The sequence below is a fragment of the Enterococcus sp. C102(2024) genome (assembly GCF_040888205.1).
In the GTDB taxonomy this organism is placed as follows: domain Bacteria; phylum Bacillota; class Bacilli; order Lactobacillales; family Enterococcaceae; genus Enterococcus; species Enterococcus faecalis.
In genome coordinates this window covers 225,629-242,197 of record NZ_JBFOHH010000004.1, presented here as the reverse complement: position 1 = coordinate 242,197, position 16,569 = coordinate 225,629, and the positions used below count along the sequence as shown (strand labels likewise).

Annotated in this window: 10 protein-coding genes; all 10 read right to left on the bottom strand. The window is 41.2% G+C overall.

Annotated elements, in window-relative coordinates:
- Nucleotides 1-20: 20 nt before the first annotated feature.
- The 10 genes from AB3I34_RS10195 to AB3I34_RS10150 all read right to left on the bottom strand — a co-directional run bounded on the left by AB3I34_RS10195 (nucleotide 21) and on the right by AB3I34_RS10150 (nucleotide 16,490).
- Complete coding sequence (locus tag AB3I34_RS10195) at nucleotides 21-1,016, bottom strand: PTS glucitol/sorbitol transporter subunit IIB (protein WP_002355982.1); 996 nt, start codon at nucleotides 1,014-1,016, stop codon at nucleotides 21-23.
- 16 nt (nucleotides 1,017-1,032) lie between these two features.
- Complete coding sequence (locus AB3I34_RS10190) at nucleotides 1,033-1,587, bottom strand: PTS glucitol/sorbitol transporter subunit IIC (RefSeq protein WP_002355983.1); 555 nt, start codon at nucleotides 1,585-1,587, stop codon at nucleotides 1,033-1,035.
- Nucleotides 1,587-2,072 carry a transcriptional regulator GutM gene (locus AB3I34_RS10185; RefSeq protein WP_002355985.1) on the bottom strand — a complete coding sequence of 162 codons (486 nt, stop codon included), beginning with the start codon at nucleotides 2,070-2,072 and terminating at the stop codon, nucleotides 1,587-1,589. The genes AB3I34_RS10190 and AB3I34_RS10185 overlap by 1 nt, the downstream gene beginning before the upstream one ends.
- Nucleotides 2,069-3,931 (bottom strand): transcription antiterminator, encoded by a 1,863-nt coding sequence (locus AB3I34_RS10180; RefSeq protein WP_016615254.1) that lies wholly within the window; start codon nucleotides 3,929-3,931, stop codon nucleotides 2,069-2,071. The genes AB3I34_RS10185 and AB3I34_RS10180 overlap by 4 nt, the downstream gene beginning before the upstream one ends.
- A 15-nt stretch (nucleotides 3,932-3,946) precedes the next feature.
- Nucleotides 3,947-4,747, bottom strand: a complete 801-nt coding sequence (locus AB3I34_RS10175) for an SDR family oxidoreductase (RefSeq protein ID WP_002376273.1) — start codon at nucleotides 4,745-4,747, stop codon at nucleotides 3,947-3,949.
- A gap of 171 nt (nucleotides 4,748-4,918) precedes the next feature.
- Complete coding sequence (mnmG, locus tag AB3I34_RS10170) at nucleotides 4,919-6,817, bottom strand: tRNA uridine-5-carboxymethylaminomethyl(34) synthesis enzyme MnmG (RefSeq protein WP_002355988.1); 1,899 nt, start codon at nucleotides 6,815-6,817, stop codon at nucleotides 4,919-4,921.
- 19 nt (nucleotides 6,818-6,836) lie between these two features.
- Complete coding sequence (mnmE, locus tag AB3I34_RS10165; protein ID WP_002355989.1) at nucleotides 6,837-8,234, bottom strand: tRNA uridine-5-carboxymethylaminomethyl(34) synthesis GTPase MnmE; 1,398 nt, start codon at nucleotides 8,232-8,234, stop codon at nucleotides 6,837-6,839.
- A gap of 232 nt (nucleotides 8,235-8,466) precedes the next feature.
- The gene (locus AB3I34_RS10160) at nucleotides 8,467-13,701 is read right to left on the bottom strand and encodes an Ig-like domain-containing protein (RefSeq protein ID WP_075582756.1); all 5,235 of its coding nucleotides are present in this window, start codon (nucleotides 13,699-13,701) and stop codon (nucleotides 8,467-8,469) included.
- 740 nt (nucleotides 13,702-14,441) lie between these two features.
- Nucleotides 14,442-15,311 (bottom strand): triphosphoribosyl-dephospho-CoA synthase CitG, encoded by an 870-nt coding sequence (gene citG / locus AB3I34_RS10155; RefSeq protein ID WP_002415112.1) that lies wholly within the window; start codon nucleotides 15,309-15,311, stop codon nucleotides 14,442-14,444.
- A 6-nt stretch (nucleotides 15,312-15,317) separates the two neighbouring features.
- The gene (locus AB3I34_RS10150) at nucleotides 15,318-16,490 is read right to left on the bottom strand and encodes an NADP-dependent malic enzyme (RefSeq protein ID WP_085444164.1); all 1,173 of its coding nucleotides are present in this window, start codon (nucleotides 16,488-16,490) and stop codon (nucleotides 15,318-15,320) included.
- Nucleotides 16,491-16,569: the final 79 nt, after the last annotated feature.

The window sequence follows — 16,569 nt, the reverse complement described above, 5'->3', positions numbered from 1 at the left end:
CCCATCCTCCAAAAAATTTTTTAACTATACAATCCAAAACTTGCTAACCAAGCAACTAGTACTCGAGGGGCACCATTTAAGAAACGAGAATATAAAACAGAAGGAACCCCGACTTCAACGGTTTCAGCTTCAGCTTCTTCCAAGCCTAAGCCCACGGGAATAAAGTCGCACGCGTTTTGTGTATTAATAGCAAACAATGCTGGTAAGGCTAGTTGTGGCGGAATGTTGCCTTTCCCAATTTCCACACCAATTAACGTACCAATTACTTGGCTGATTACTGCTCCAGGACCTAATAAAGGAGAAAGAAATGGCAGAGAACAAATAAAACCAATAATTGTTAACCCCACAATGTTTCCTGCCAATGGCGCCATGATATTGGCAAAAAATTCACCAATTCCTGAACCTTGAATCACACCAATTAATAAAGAAACAAATGCCATAAACGGAATCACTGTGTTGATCATCGTTTGTACGCCTTCACGGGCTGATTGGTTGAATGTCGCTACAACTTTTCCTGCACCCATACCAATTTTCGCAACAAAACTTTGTTGTTCCGCTTTTTGTTCAGTAATTTTTTTACTTGTATCATATTTAAATTCTGTTTTTTTCGAGGTGGGCTTTTCTGTATCAGCAGCAGCTTCTTCTGATGTCAATGTAATCTGTTTCGGGCCTACAGCGGAAACATAAATTGTCTCATTAATGTATTGTGCTAAGGGACCACTTTTGCCAGTTGGAACAACGTTAATAGTAGGAATTCCTTTTTTAGGATAAATCCCGCAACGAAGAGTGCCTCCACAATCAATAATGGCTAATGCGATTTCATCATCTGGAATCGATGTCTTAAAACCATTGACCGCTTCCATTCCTGTCAATTCTACGATTTTATCAACAATTGCGGGTTTCTCGCCGCCACCTGTAATGTAAATAAATTTATGTTTTTCTTCTGTCGGTGTAATCACTAAGGGCCCACCATAACCGCCATTTCCTTTAACTACCTTAATACTATTGTACGTCATCGCACCTTGCTCCTTTCTAATCCACAGCAATCTCTACTGTTTTACTAAGGGTAATTCCTTGTTGTTTGCAAACATAGGCGGTAGTGAAATCGGTAACCCAACCGCCAATAAAATTCATTAATATCCCTACAAACATATAGCGAATCGCTAGGTCCATCGAATTTAGTCCTAACGTATCAATCCCTTGCGCAATCCCTAACCAAACGAACAATTCACCAGGATTAATATGAGGGAAAACCCCATTACTGGTATGACAAAATTGCGCTTGTGCAGCATAATAGCTAGGTTTATAGTATTCTGGTAAAAATCGTGCCATCGTAAAGGACATTGGATTGCCTAACATAAAAGCGGATAAAAAAGGCAGCACTAAATACCGCGTAACAGGATTTTTGGCAGAAAGTTTGGCTACTTTGGTTACTCTTTCTTCTCCTAGAAAAGCAATTAAAGTATTCATAGCTACCATTAACATCAAAACAACAGGTACGATGCCTGTCATCCAAGAAATAAATGTTTCTGCTCCTGTTTGGAAAAGGTGCATAAATCCTTCCGCAAATTTTGTAATATAAGACATTACTCGACACTTCCTTTCAATTTTGTTTGTACTTTATTTTTCCATAATTGCCATTGAATTTTGGCTCCATTAAGCGGCGTTAATGGTTGTGTTTCTTGATAATTGCCAAGCTCAACACGTAAGTAAATTTCTCGTGCATTTTCCATCGCTTGTTGGGTTAATTTATTTTCCTTTTGTACGAGTGGATGGTAATGATCCATATAATGAATATCCTCGTTCACGTACTGAGGTAAGGGATGAAATTTAGCTAGAACGGTGACACCTTGCATCTTTCTAGCGGCTAAGATTTTCCCTTGCGAATCCACAGCAAACAAGATAATCGTGCCTGCTTTTAACTTCCCTGCACGTCGACCAATCGCGACTTTCCCTAATTGTCGCAATTCTTGGTAGTTTTGATTAAAGTGTTTAATCTGTTTCATTCCCATAGCTATCTGAACGAAGTAAGCTGTTAAAAAAAGCGCCCCGAATACGTAGATAAAACTCATATGATAATCCCCTTCCTTTGCATCCACTCTTTAACCGCTAAAACATCTCGTTGCTTCCGTAACTCATTACGTAAACGTTCGTCTCCTGCGATTGTAAACAAGCGGTCATATAGTTGTAGTAACTCTGCTTCAACAGTGGCAGTCAGCTCTTCTGGAATACCCAACAGCAAAATAACATCAACTTTACCTTCTGGTGTAACCAGTGATTCTTCAAAAACCCCAATCGATAAAATAATCGTTGGTAAGGCTTGATTAATTGTATGGGGAAAGGCAATCCCCGATTCAAAAATAGTTGTTTGTTGATCTTCTCTAGTAAAAATTCGTTCGATAAATTGGGAATCTACTAATTTTTCTGCTTCTAAATCAGCAATCATTTTTTGGATATTCGCTCGGTAACCTTGAGTATTCTCTAATAATTGATAGGTCATATGAATATTTTGAGATTCCACGGAACGAATTTCTTTTGCTCTCTGCCACTCATTTCTGAGCCAAGTATCGTTAAATAAATTAGTTAAATGGATCATCGGTGTTTGTGGTCGAATATTTTTTAAGGGAATGGTTGTAAAAATAGCAAAATATTGATTCAATTCTCTTCTCTCTGCCTCTTCTTCAGAAAAATGGGCAATCTGGACGTCTGGACCCAAAACTTTTTCCAATTGCCGCTGAATGATCAAGGCCGTTCCATGACCTGTACTGCAGATTACAGCGATTTCTTTTTTGGCTCCCGCTTCATAGTTCCCTCTCAATGCTAGTTCAAAATACAAAGCGAGATACCCAAATTCAACCGTCGGCACACAACGATTTAACAAACGGCCCAATTCTTGCAAGCCAATCTTGGCTAATTCATAGGCCAAAGGATATTGTCGTTCAATTTCTCCATAAAATAAATCGTGACATTCCACATGAAAAACGAGTCGATTCATCACGTTTCTTAAATGATCTTTCATTTCTGAAAACAAGAAGTCCTCATCAAATTCAACAACAACTGAATGATGAATTTTTTTCATCATTTTTTGAAAATAGTCAGCTAAGAGTCCTTCATCAGCCAATAAAGAATTACGAATATGGTTTGTGTTGATGTTAAAAGGAAAGCTGATAAAGGAACGTTCCCATTGGCTTAACGTTACATTATAGGTTATTTCCAAGTGATACATCAGTTCTTCAATCTGCTCGTTATGACGAACATAATCAACATATTCTGGTGGTAGTTCCGTAATGAGTTTTCCAGCTAAAACACGCTGCAAAACAATTGAAACCACTCTTCGTAAAAGAAAACTATCTTGTTTCGCTAGTCTTGTTTCTTTGATTATTTTTTGTATCATTTGTTTGGTAGTTTCATGAAGAAACTGTTCTTCAAAATATTCTTGGACGTAATTCACATGAAGCAAGCGTAAATCAAACTCTTTTCCTTCTAAATGAATGCCACGGTTTGGCGTGCCTACAACCGCAACCTGCCAAGGAGCAATCAGCTCTTTCATGCGCTTAATGTCTTTATTAACTGTGCCGCGGCTAACGGCGAGTTCTTCGGATAAATCATAAGTTGAAATAAATTGATCTTCTTCTATTAATCGTTTGATAATGTAGGAAACACGCTTGCTTGAAGAATTAAAATCAGATTCCCTTTTTAGCCGTCCAGACAAAACCTCTTCAAAACCTTCAAAGTTATTGATTTCTAACTGAAAGAGATTTTCCTTCTGAATAATTTGGGCGATACCGATTAATTCATCATTCAATGTATCAATGTTTTTACGAACTGTTTGAGGACTTGCGGCTAATTTTTCTTGCAATTCCTGTAAGCTCATTCCTTTGTGATCAACTAGTAATTTTATTACTTGGTACCATCTATTTACTAGCGTCATTTAGTTTTCCCACCTCTATCCTCTTGTTTTACCTCCAGCTACGTTTGTGGTGATGCCTGTAATATAGCTTGAACGGTCTGATAAATAATAGCATACTAAGTCAGCGACTTCATGGAGTTTTCCGCTACGACCTAATGGAATCGTACTTGTTTTTGAATAACCTGCTCGCAATTGCTCAACAGAAATGTTTCGTGTATAAGCCAATGCTTCTTCATATGCTAAAGTGCGCAAGCCCGTTTCTTCCATAATGCCTGGCGCAATCCCCACAACACGGACGTTTGATTTTCCTAACTCTTTAGCCCATGAACGTGTATAACTGCTGACCGCTGCTTTCGTTGCAGCGTAGGCGCTTTGCCCTTCGGAGCCTTCTAATCCAGCTTCTGAAGACATATTAATAATGACACCTGCTTGTTTTTGTACAAGAATCCGGCCCACTGCTTGGCTCATTAGGTAGAGCCCTTTTTGATTGATGGCTACAATTTTGTCGAATACCTCATCCGATAATTCATAAGGCCCATGAGGATGATTTTTATCCACCAATAGACGAGGAATATTGATTCCGGCGTTATTTACTAGGCCATCTACGGTTCCAAATTTTTCCACCACTTGAGCGACACCTGCTTCTACTTCTGCTCGAGAAGTTACATCGACTTTCACAAAGAGTAAATGCTCATGTTGCGTTTCTGATGCTGAAATATCAAAATTAGCGACATAGACCTCTTCTGCTAACAAGCTTTCAACAATGCTGCGACCAATACCAGATGAGCCTCCTGTAACAATCACTACTTTTCCTTTAATTCCTAACCAATCTGTCATTTGTTCCACTCCTATCATTTGTTTGCGCTTTCAGTATAGGTCAGTTTGTGAAATTATTTAAGACAGTCTTTTTTTGCAGTTTAGAAAAAAAAGTAGACTAATTCAAAACAAAAAAACAGTTGCTTCTTCACAATCAATCATCCGTGAAGAAGCAACTGCTTCAAATTTTTATTATCCTTGCACTTTCGCGATTTTTCCTTGTTCGATGTAGACCATCAAAATGCTAATGTCAGCGGGGTTCACACCGCTGATACGGCTTGCTTGGGCAATCGTTTCTGGTTGGATTTTTTGTAGTTTTTGTTTTGCTTCTGTCGCCAAGCCGTTAATCGCTTGGTAATCAATGTTTTCTGGAATGCGTTTTGCTTCCATGCGTTTTAGTTTCTCAACTTTTTCCATGGCTTTTTTAATGTAGCCTTCGTACTTGATTTGAATTTCTACTTGTTCAATTACTTTCGGATCGAGCGCCTCTTCAGGTGCGGGAATAAATTGAGCGACTTCTTGATAACTGATTTCTGGGCGTTTCAGAAAATCTCTAGCTAAAATACCGTCTTTTAAGCCAGCAGCGCCTTTGGTTTCCAAAAATGCTTGCACTTCTTTGGTTGGTTTAATCCGATGTTTGCCTAAGCGGGCAATTTCCGCTTCAACAGCCGCTTTTTTGACTAGATAGGCGGCATATTGTTCTTCTTTGACTAAGCCAATTTCATGACCCATTTCTGTTAAACGTAAGTCCGCATTGTCATGTCGTAAAATCAAACGATACTCCGCACGTGACGTTAATAAGCGATAAGGTTCGTTAGTGCCTTTTGTAACTAAATCATCAATCATGACGCCAATATAGCCATCACTACGTTTTAAAACAAGAGGCTCTTTGCCTTGAATTTTCAATGCAGCATTAATTCCTGCCATCAAGCCTTGACCAGCAGCTTCTTCGTAGCCACTAGTTCCGTTCGTTTGACCTGCTGTATAAAGATTCTCAATGACCTTTGTTTCTAATGTTGGGCGTAATTGGTGAGGGACTACCACATCGTATTCAATAGCGTAACCTGTACGCATCATTTCTACTTTTTCTAATCCTTCAATAGAATGAAGCATTTCTGTTTGGACATCTTCTGGTAAAGAAGTAGATAAGCCTTGGACGTAAACTTCTTCGGTATTCAACCCTTCTGGTTCCAAGAACAATTGGTGTCTTGGTTTGTCTGCAAAACGAACAATTTTGTCCTCGATGGATGGGCAATACCGAGCACCCACACCTTCCACAATCCCAGTAAACATTGGGGCGCGGTGTAGATTTTTTTGAATAATTTCATGCGTTGTTTCATTCGTATAAGTTAACCAACAAGGTTCTTGGTTTTGATTGTAGGCACTATCTGGCGTGCTGTAACTAAAGTGGTTGGGTTCTTTATCGCCTGGTTGTTCCTCTGTCACAGAATAATCAATCGTACTTGATTTTACTCGTGGCGGCGTTCCTGTTTTAAAGCGATCGATTTCTAAACCTAATTCTTTTAAATGATTGGCTAAACCAACGGAAGGTTGCGAATTGTTTGGTCCTGATGAATATTTTAATTCACCAATAATAATTTCGCCACGCAAGGCAGTACCGGCAGTAATCACCACTGCTTGACTACGGTATGCGGCACCTGTTGAAGTTACGACACCACGACAAACGCCATCTTCCACGATTAATTCTTCAACAATCCCTTGACGAAGGGTTAAATTTTCTTCTTTTTCAATGGTATGTTTCATTTCTGTCGCATAGGCATGTTTGTCAGCTTGCGCGCGCAACGCACGCACTGCTGGACCTTTACCAGTATTTAGCATCCGCATTTGGATGTAGGTTTTATCAATGTTTTTACCCATTTCGCCGCCTAATGCATCGATTTCTCGGACAACGACTCCTTTGGCAGGTCCACCAACAGAAGGGTTACATGGCATAAAAGCAACCATATCTAAATTAATCGTTAAAAGTAACGTTTTAACGCCCATTCGTGCGGCTGCTAAGGCTGCTTCAGAGCCAGCATGTCCAGCACCGACGACAATAACATCATATGATTCTGCTTGATATTGATTCATAAAAAATTCCTCTCTTGTCTTATTTTCCTAAACAAAATTGACTAAATAACTGTGTAATTAATTCATCTTGGACACTATCGCCGACGATTTCCCCTAAATAATCCCAACAACGGGTCATATCAATTTGAACTAAATCGACTGGCATACCTGCTTCGATGCCGTTAATCACTTCTTGTAACGAAAGCGCTGCTTGATCTAGCAAAGCAATATGACGTGTATTAGAAATATAGGTAGCATCTTTTTCGCCTGTTTGGCCGCCAAAGAAAAGATCAGCAATTTTCGCTTCTAACTGGTCTAAGCCTGTGTTTGACAACACCGAAACGGATAAAATTTCTTCTGCAGGGACTAATTCTTGTAATTCGTTAGGATCTAGTTTTGTCGGTAAGTCCATTTTATTTAAAAGAATAACGCGTTTTAAGCCTTTCGTTGCTTCCAACAGTTGACGATCTTCCTCTGTCAATTCTTCGCTTTGATTTAAGACTAACAAAATTAAATCCGAATCTGCTAACGCTTTGCGGCTGCGTTCGACACCAATTCGTTCCACAATGTCTTCTGTTTCGCGAATCCCCGCTGTATCAATTAATTTTAAAGGAACGCCGCGAACGTTAACGTATTCTTCAATGACATCACGTGTCGTTCCAGCAATATCTGTAACGATAGCTTTTTCTTCTCGTAACAGATGGTTTAACAAACTGGATTTCCCGACATTTGGTCGGCCAATAATTGCTGTACTTAGACCTTCTCGCAAAATTTTTCCTTGTTTAGCGGTCGTTAATAATTGTTGAATCTGCGCTTTCACAAATTCGGCTTTTTCTAAAAGTAATTTCGTGGTTAATTCTTCGACATCATCATACTCTGGATAATCAATATTAACTTCTACTTGTGCTAAAGTATTTAAAATTTCTTGTCTTAATGAACGAATTAACGCCGACAAGTTACCATCCAATTGGTTCAATGCAACATTCATCGCTTTATCCGTTTTAGCACGGATTAAGTCCATCACTGCTTCTGCTTGTGAAAGATCCATTCGGCCATTTAGAAAAGCACGTTTTGTAAATTCCCCAGGTTCGGCCATTCGTGCGCCTTCACGTAACAGTAATTGCAGTAATTGGTTCACCACGACAATGCCGCCATGACAGTTAATTTCTACCACGTCTTCTCGTGTAAATGTTTTCGGTGCCCGCATCACAGAAAGCATGACTTCATCAATCAATTGATCGTTTTGCGGATCAACAATATGACCATAATGAATCGTGTGCGTGGGGACTTTAGCTAAATCTTTAGTGCCTGACCGATAAACTTTGTTTGCAATAGCAACTGCTTGCTCGCCACTTAAACGAACAATACTAATCGCACCTTCACCTGGCGGCGTAGAAATCGCCGCAATTGTATCAAATTCCATTGTAGCTGATTGCATAATTAGCTTCCTTTCTTCATAGCAACAAAAAAAGCGCCCACTCCTCCTGCATTAAAAAATTCAGGTTGGATTTAGCACTTTCACTGCTTGTTCCTTCGATTTTCTGAAAATAGAATAGCACATTTTATTCTATTTGGCAATTTTTCTTCATTAAATGGAACGAGAAAACGTATCATTGAGTGGGGAATTCTCAACAATACGTTTTCTCATCTATAGGAATTAAAGGAGAGAGCTAGTTTTTACGTTTGCGTTTGATGATTCCCATGCTCGCAAGGAGTGCGACAAAGGCGCCAAACAAACTTGTTGTCACGGCTGAGGACTCTTTTTCACCTGTACTAGGTAAGTAGCCTGTTTTCCCGTGATTTCCAGTGCCATAACTGATGGTACTTAGTTTAGGGTGGTAGCCACTACCATTTGTACCGAGGCCATTGCCTAGTGAACCTAAGCCAGAACCTGTTGTGCCTAAACCAGAACCCCCATTTGGATTTGAACCTGTGTTTGAACCATTCCCATTATTCCCACCAGTTGCGCCATTGTTTCCTGTGTTGCCGCCTGTATTGCCGTTATTTCCGCCAGTGTTACCATTGCCTCCTCCAGGATTCGTTGGGTCGGCTGGTGTCATGAAGGTTGTAGCCGTACTGTAATGTCCTGCGCCATCGGTAGCTGTCGCAAGTAAACTTTGTTGAGCAGTCGCTTGTCCCGCTGTTAATTGGATAGCGAAGTTGCCTTCAGCATCGGTGGCACCTACAGCAATCACACTTCTTAATAGTCGGTTACTAATTTGAATGATTCGGTTTGGTTCAGCTGTTCCTTTGATGAGGTAGCCGGCTTTAGACGTTCCTAAAACTGAAGAAACAGTTGGCGCCGCAATTTTAATTTCTGGTTCTCCCGTAATATCGGCTGGCGTCATAAATGTGGTTTTAGGACTCACATTTCCTTGTGTATCTGTGGTTAGTGCGGTTAACGTTTCTTTTTCTGTTGCTAACCCTGCTGCAATATGAACGGAGAAGGTGCCTCCAGTAGTTGTATTGCCACTTGCCAATAATTTTTCACTGCTATTGTAAAATTGAACCGTGACATTTGGATCAGCAGTTCCAGTGACTGTATAGCCATTGGCTTTGTTTCCTTCAACCTTCGTAATAGTTGGCGCCGCTAAAACAACATCCGCTGGAATAACGGCTGTAGCTGGTTGACTTTCATTGCCAGCGCCATCTTTGCTAATAATCGTAATCGTTTCTCCTGGTGTCACTACGCCAGCTGGTAGAGTCACCGTATATTGGCCGGTTTCGTTAGCAGTTGTAGCAGCAATGATGGTTCCGTCTGCGTCACGGACATCAATAGTGGTTTTTGGCTCCGCCGTTCCAGTGATTTCGTAACCTTTACTAGAATTTCCGGTAACAGAATCAATGGTTGGTGTGGCTAAGTCGGCTGGTGTAGTTGCTGTAGCCGGCTGACTTTCTTTCCCTGTTGCATTTTTCGCTACGACAGTTATTGTTTCGTTAGCTGAGGCCTTCCCTGGCTCTAAAGTCACTGTGTATTTGCCATCAGTTCCAGTAGTTGCCATGCCAAGGACTGTGCCATCGGCGTCACGCACCTCAACTGTTGTACCAACTTCTGCTGCTCCTACTACTTGATAGCCTTTTGTCGTGCTACCAGTGATTTTGTCAACAGTAGGTGTCGCGACTGGTGCATCTGGATCAGCAGGTGTTTTGAAAGCAGTCGGATTACTTTCTTTCCCAGCGGCATCTTTCGCAATGGCAGTTAAGGCTTCGTTGGCTGTTGCTGTGCCCATCGGAAGAGTGATTGTAAAGGCGCCAGCACCATCAGTCGTTCCCGTAGCAATAACTAAACCTGCTTCATTGTGAATCTCAATGGTGACATTTGGCTCTGCCGTGCCGGTTACTTGATACCCAGTGGCAGTTGTTCCTGTAACAGTCGTCACAGTTGGTGCTGCTACGGTTGCATCTTCAGGGACCGTCACTTCCGTTGGTTGACTTTCATTGCCGTCACCGTCTTTTCCAACAACTGTTAATGTATCACCAGGATTAGCGGCTCCCGCTGGAAGGTCCACAGTAAAGTTTCCTTGATCATCCGTTGTCGTTGTACCAATAATTGTTCCATCTGGGTTCCGTACTTCAATGGTGGTATTAGGGTCCGCCGTCCCAGTGATTTCATAACCAGTTGTTGAATCTCCAGTAATGTCACCAATTGTTGGTGTGGTAACATCAGCGGGTGTCATAGCTGTAGTTGGTTGACTCTCAAGTCCAGTATCATTTTTAGCAACTACATTCACTGTTTGTTTCGCTGTTGCTTTTCCTGAAGCTAATGTCACAGTATATTGGCCAGTCGGTCCAGTTGTTGCGGTGCCTAAAACTGTTCCGTCTGTTGCACGAACTTCAATGGTGGTGCCAAGTTCAGCGGTACCTGTCACTTGATATCCTTGTGTTGTATTCCCAGTAACTTTGTCGACACTTGGCGGTGCCACTACTTCATCTGCTGGTGTTTGGAAGGTTGTCGGTGTACTTGTATTGCCAGCAGGATCTTTGGCTAACGCTGTCAATGTTTCATTCGCATTTGCCGTCCCAGCTGGAAGGTTCACAGCAAAGGAACCAGTCCCATCGGCAGTCCCTGTTGCAATCACGTTCCCATCTGCATCACGAATTTCGATGGTAGCATTCGGATCAGCGGTGCCTGTCACCTGATAACCAGCAACTGAATTACCTGTTACTCCTGTTACAGTTGGTGCTGTAACCGTGGCATCAGCAGGAACAAGGACTTCAGTCGGTTGACTTTCATTTCCCGCGTTATCCTTTCCAATCACTGTTAACGTATCCCCAGGATTGGTCGTTCCCGTTGGTAGCGTGACAGTAAAATCACCATTCGTATCAGAGGTACCTGTACCAATAACTGCCCCAGCTGGATCATGAACTTCGATTGTTGTGTTAGGGTCTGCTGTTCCTGTAATTTCATAACCCGAACCAGAGTTGCCTGTGATGTTATCAACTGTTGGTGCAGTGACATCAGCTGGTGTTGTCGCCGTTGCTGGTTGACTTTCCGTGCCACTAGCGTTTTTCGCTACAACGCTCAGCGTTTGATTTGCTGTTGCTTTCCCTGAATCTAAAGTCACTGTATATTTTCCGTCAGTTCCAGTTGTTGCAGTACCAAGGACCGTGTCAGCTGCATCGCGAACCTCAATGGTGGTGCCAACTTCAGCAGTCCCTGTGACCTCATAGCCTTTTGTTGTACTACCTGTTACAGTCTCAACAATTGGCGTCGCCACGGGTGTATTAGGATCCGCTGGCGTTTGGAACGTGGTTGGCGTACTTTCTGTACCGCTAGCGTTTTTCGCTACGGCGGTTAACGTTTCATTGGCACCTGCTTCACCTGCGGGAATGGTAACTGTAAATGCCCCTGTCCCATCAGCGGTACCTGTACCTATTACGGTGCCTCCTGCATTTCGGATTTCAACCGTGGCATTGGCATCGGCAGTTCCTTTAACTTCGTAACCTGCCGTTGAATTACCTGTCACTCCTGTGATTGTTGGTGCGGTTACGGTTGTCTCATCCGCTGGTGTTTGGAACGTTGTTGGCGTACTTTCTGTACCGCTAGCGTTTTTCGCTACGGCAGTTAACGTTTCATTGGCGCCTGCTTCACCTGCGGGAATGGTAACTGTAAATGCCCCTGTCCCATCAGCGGTACCTGTACCTATTACGGTGCCTCCTGCATTTCGGATTTCAACCGTGGCATTGGCATCGGCAGTTCCTTTAACTTCGTAACCTGCCGTTGAATTGCCTGTCACTCCTGTGATTGTTGGTGCGGTTACGGTTGTCTCATCCGCTGGTGTTTGGAACGTTGTTGGCGTACTTTCTGTGCCGCTGGCGTTTTTCGCTACGGCGGTTAATGTTTCATTGGCGCCTGCTTCACCTGCGGGAATAGTAGCTGTAAATGCCCCTGTCCCATCAGCAGTACCTGTACCTATCACGGCACCTCCTGCATTTCGGATTTCAACCGTGGCATTGGCATCAGCAGTTCCTTTGACCTCGTAACCTGCCGTTGAATTACCTGTCACTCCTGTGATTGTTGGTGCGGTTACGGTTGCTTCATCCGCTGGCGTTTGGAACGTTGTTGGCGTACTTTCTGTACCGCTGGCGTTTTTCGCTACGGCGGTTAACGTTTCATTGGCGCCTGCTTCACCTGCGGGAATGGTAACTGTAAACGCTCCCGTCCCATCAGCGGTACCTGTGCCTATTACGGTGCCTCCTGCATTTCGGATTTCAACCGTGGCATTGGCATCGGCAGTTCCTTTAACTTCGTAACCTGCCGTTGAATTACCTGTTACTCCTGTGATTGTTGGTGCAGTTACTTCACTAGTAGTACCTGCAGCAAAATAAATGTTGGATACACCATCTGCTGTTGCTAATAAATTAACGTCTAAAAGATCTGTTTGAACGACTGTTCCTACAAAACGAGCATCTAAATTATTGGATAAATTTTGAGGTGTTGAAACGGTAGTTGGTAAAGTAACCGTAGTTGCGCCTAGTAAAGAAGCATCCACTAACTCATTCACACCTGAACCACCAACCGCTAATAAAGGCAAAGCACCTGAAACAGCCACGTTTACCGTGCCTTTGACAGGAAGCAAGGCTGCATTTATGGCTGTAGCGACAAGATTACTTGGGATACTGGTTCCTTTTGCCTCCAAAGCTTGAACTGCTGCATTCAAATCTTGTAAGATGTTTGAAACATTTTGGGCTAAAACTAACCCTAAACCATCACTAATCGGTGCACTAATGTATGAGCCGTCAGCTGCTAACGTTTCCGGAGCTGTAAATGAAGCAGCACCTAAGTTTTCAATGTTATTCACTAATTCCAATTGACGATTCACTTCCGTCAAATCAATATCAACACCAGTTAAATTCCCTAACGCTCCACTGGTAATTTGAGTAATGACATTGGTTAAATCATTGGCTGCATTCAAAACGGCAGTCAAAAAAGTAACTTTTGAAAGATCAATCGTAACGTTGGTATTGATTGCTGCGCTGCCTGCTGCAGCTACATTTCCTCTTAACTCAGGAGGAACCACTAACACCGCTTGTTTTTGTCCACTAAACACAGCGGAAGCATCTGCTAAAGCACCACCAGAAACAGTGAAATTAACTGGTTGATTTTGGTTTGCGGCTGTCCAACGATTACTCGTTGAAGTGCCACTGTCATTATTTGACGTAACATTTGATAATAGTTCGATATCCAAGACCGCTGCTGATGCACTGATTGTGCCAGAGGTAACAGCTATACTTACAGGGATTGCTAATGACGTAAATAATAAACCACTTGATATTGCTAAATTAAGCATCTTGCGTTTTGTCCATTTTTTATGCTGACTTTTCCGATTAAAATCCTCAACAATTTTCTTTTTCATCTGATCGTCCCTCTTTTCTTTAAAATAAACGATAAATACCAAGATCATTAGCTTCCCCTAGTTGTTCATCTCCCCCTTTAGCGATTTAAATGGATTTAACACCTGCAGTTTAGTACATTTCCTCAGCTTTTCAAAATATAATGCTGTGAATTTTTATATAAAAATTCATTTGATAACAAACGTCTTGCATATGTTAAAAAACTCACTAATTCATTAGTGAGTTATTATACAATGAGAGGAAAATGAGGAAGTTTATACGTTTCTCCCCAATCATTAAAGATAAATAAATTATTTTATTATAACTTATCGTTTGATAAATCGATAATTAAATAACGAAAAATTTTTTTATTTTTTTGAGAAATTCTACTATTATTTTTTCTGCTTCTTTGACTGTTTTATCAATTTTATGGCTGTAAGTCATAAAAACTTTACATCAAAAAAATGACTCTAATCTATAACAATTTTTTCTGTTTTTAAGATTTTTTTTATGAAATTTTTTATATTAAAAAAATTTCATAAAAAAAGGCGACAGCCGTTTTTGAACGAATGCCGCCTTTTAGACAAACAAAAACCTGATTCTAAAAGAATCAGGTTTAGGAAAAGCAAATCAAGATTCGCTTCAACTGTTTATCATCGTATTTGTATACTCTGATAAGAATGATTTCGTAATAAAATATACTGTGTTTCGTGGTATTTGTCAATCGCTTTCTTGAATTCTATTGAGACCTTTCCATAGGCATATAAGGTCAAAATAACTGACCAAATCAGCGGTGTAACTATCTTTTTAATTAAGGCGTTAGCCAATTTAATTTCATTATTTTATCTAAAAACACCACCAAAATTAAAGCATCTGCACTGCCACCAATACTCCAATTTTTTTCTTTGAATAAGTGATTCAATCTTTCTAAACAAAGGGTTCCCCGTAACGTTTGTGTCCCCCCTAAAGCAAAATATTCCTGAATTAACGGTTGATATACTTCAAAAATTTGGACATTCTGACTTCGTTTAATCAAATTCGTATCCTCAACATAGAGCGATAAATAAAGGAGCGTATCAATGAGTTTTTGTTGTTGTGTGCCTTGATGTTTTTGATAATAAGGCACTCCCTGTTCAAAGACAGCGGGATAACCTTGTTGCGCCTCACCACGGATTCCAGTCAAGCCATGCTGAACAAATAGTCGTTCACCCCAAGTTAGTTTTTCTAGCTCATTCGTAGCGAGGTTTTCAAAGTCAGCCAATAAGTCTTGCGTCATTGTTTGAAGCGTTTGTTGAAACAATTGTAAGGTGCAAGGGGTCTCCCAAATCATTAGACGACCACAGATAGCTAAAAAAATACCTAGAGAAAAAATCGCTCCTTTATGTGTGTTGATACCTTCTGTTGCCTCAAACATCGCTCGTTCTGCTTCTAAACCAACTTGTCGAATCGCGCGAAATGTTGCCTCAATCGGCAAATGACGTAGCTCTGTCCCAGCTTGAACGAAGGTTTCAAAATAAGGAGTCAAAACCACACTACTTTCTAAAAAAGTGAAAACATCCATATCTTGATGGGCGCCTGCATCGACTGGATCCACCAAGCCTGGTTTATTTAAACAGGTCACTTCATAGAGTAGTGCCAATTGTGCTTGCTGCGCTAATTTACTCCTTGCTTGCTTTGTCATTGCCTTTTACGTCCCTTCTTCTGCCGTGGCCTTTTCTTGTTTTATATAGTCTAGTACAGCATTAAAAACCGTGTCAACTACACCGCCATCAAATACATTAGGTATGAATTTTTCTGCTGTGGGTTCTGAAATCATAGCGGCCAAGCTTCGTGCTACTGTCATTTGCAAACCGACATCGACTTTTCTGCCTTTCGCTGCCAATAACCCTTTAAAAAGACCTGGAAAAGCTAAAATGTTGTTCACTTGATTCGGATATTTGGAAGAACCAGTTGCTAATAAACGGACGCCATTGGCTTGGGCGAGGGCTGGTTCAATTTCTGGTTTAGGATTTGCTAAAGCAAAGATAATTGGGTCTTGGTTCATTGATTTAATCAGGGCTGGCGTTAGCACATCCGCTTCTGATAAGCCTAAAAAAACATCCTGATTGACGACAGCGGTGGCTAAATCTTTGTTTTCTACTGATGGTTTTATTACCTGTCGAAGCAAAGCACGTTGGTAAGGATTCAATGTCGGGTCTTCTTCTCTTAAAACACCTTGGCGATCTACTAAGGTGAGATGCGTAATCCCCGCTTGAATACATAACTTAGCGGTCGCTACACCAGAAGCACCAACTCCGTTAATCACCACACGTAATTGATTTAAAGGTTTTCCTTTAATTTTAGCTGCGTTGATTAGCCCAGCTAAAACGACAATGGCTGTGCCTTCTTGGTCATCATGATACACAGGAATGTTCAAACGTTGTTGAAGTTTTTCTTCAATTTCAAAACATTTTGGTGCAGAAATATCTTCTAAGTGGATTCCTGCAAAACTATTTTGTAAATTTTCAATTGTTTGAACCATCTCGTCCACTGATTTTTGTTCCAGCGCTAAAGGAATAGCATCGACCCCCGCCAAATTTTTATAAAGCAAAGCTTTGCCTTCAACAATTGGCAAGCCCGCTTGCGTGCCCATATTGCCGAGACCCAGAACAGCTGACCCATCTGTAATAACCGCAATTAACTTACCACTAATGGTCCACTCGCGCGCTAATTCATGATTTTGAGCAATCATTAAACTCAATTCTGCGACACCAGGTGTATACATTTTGGCTAAATCATGATGGTTTAATACCGCTTCTGTTGCTTCAAGACTTAGCACACCAATATTTTTTTGATGAATTGCTAGAACTTCTTCTAACACATTGTCACTTCCTTTCACGGGCTGCCTTTTTTCTATTTGATGAAGCAAGGGTTTGAACAACCGTTATCGTCGCTCAAAC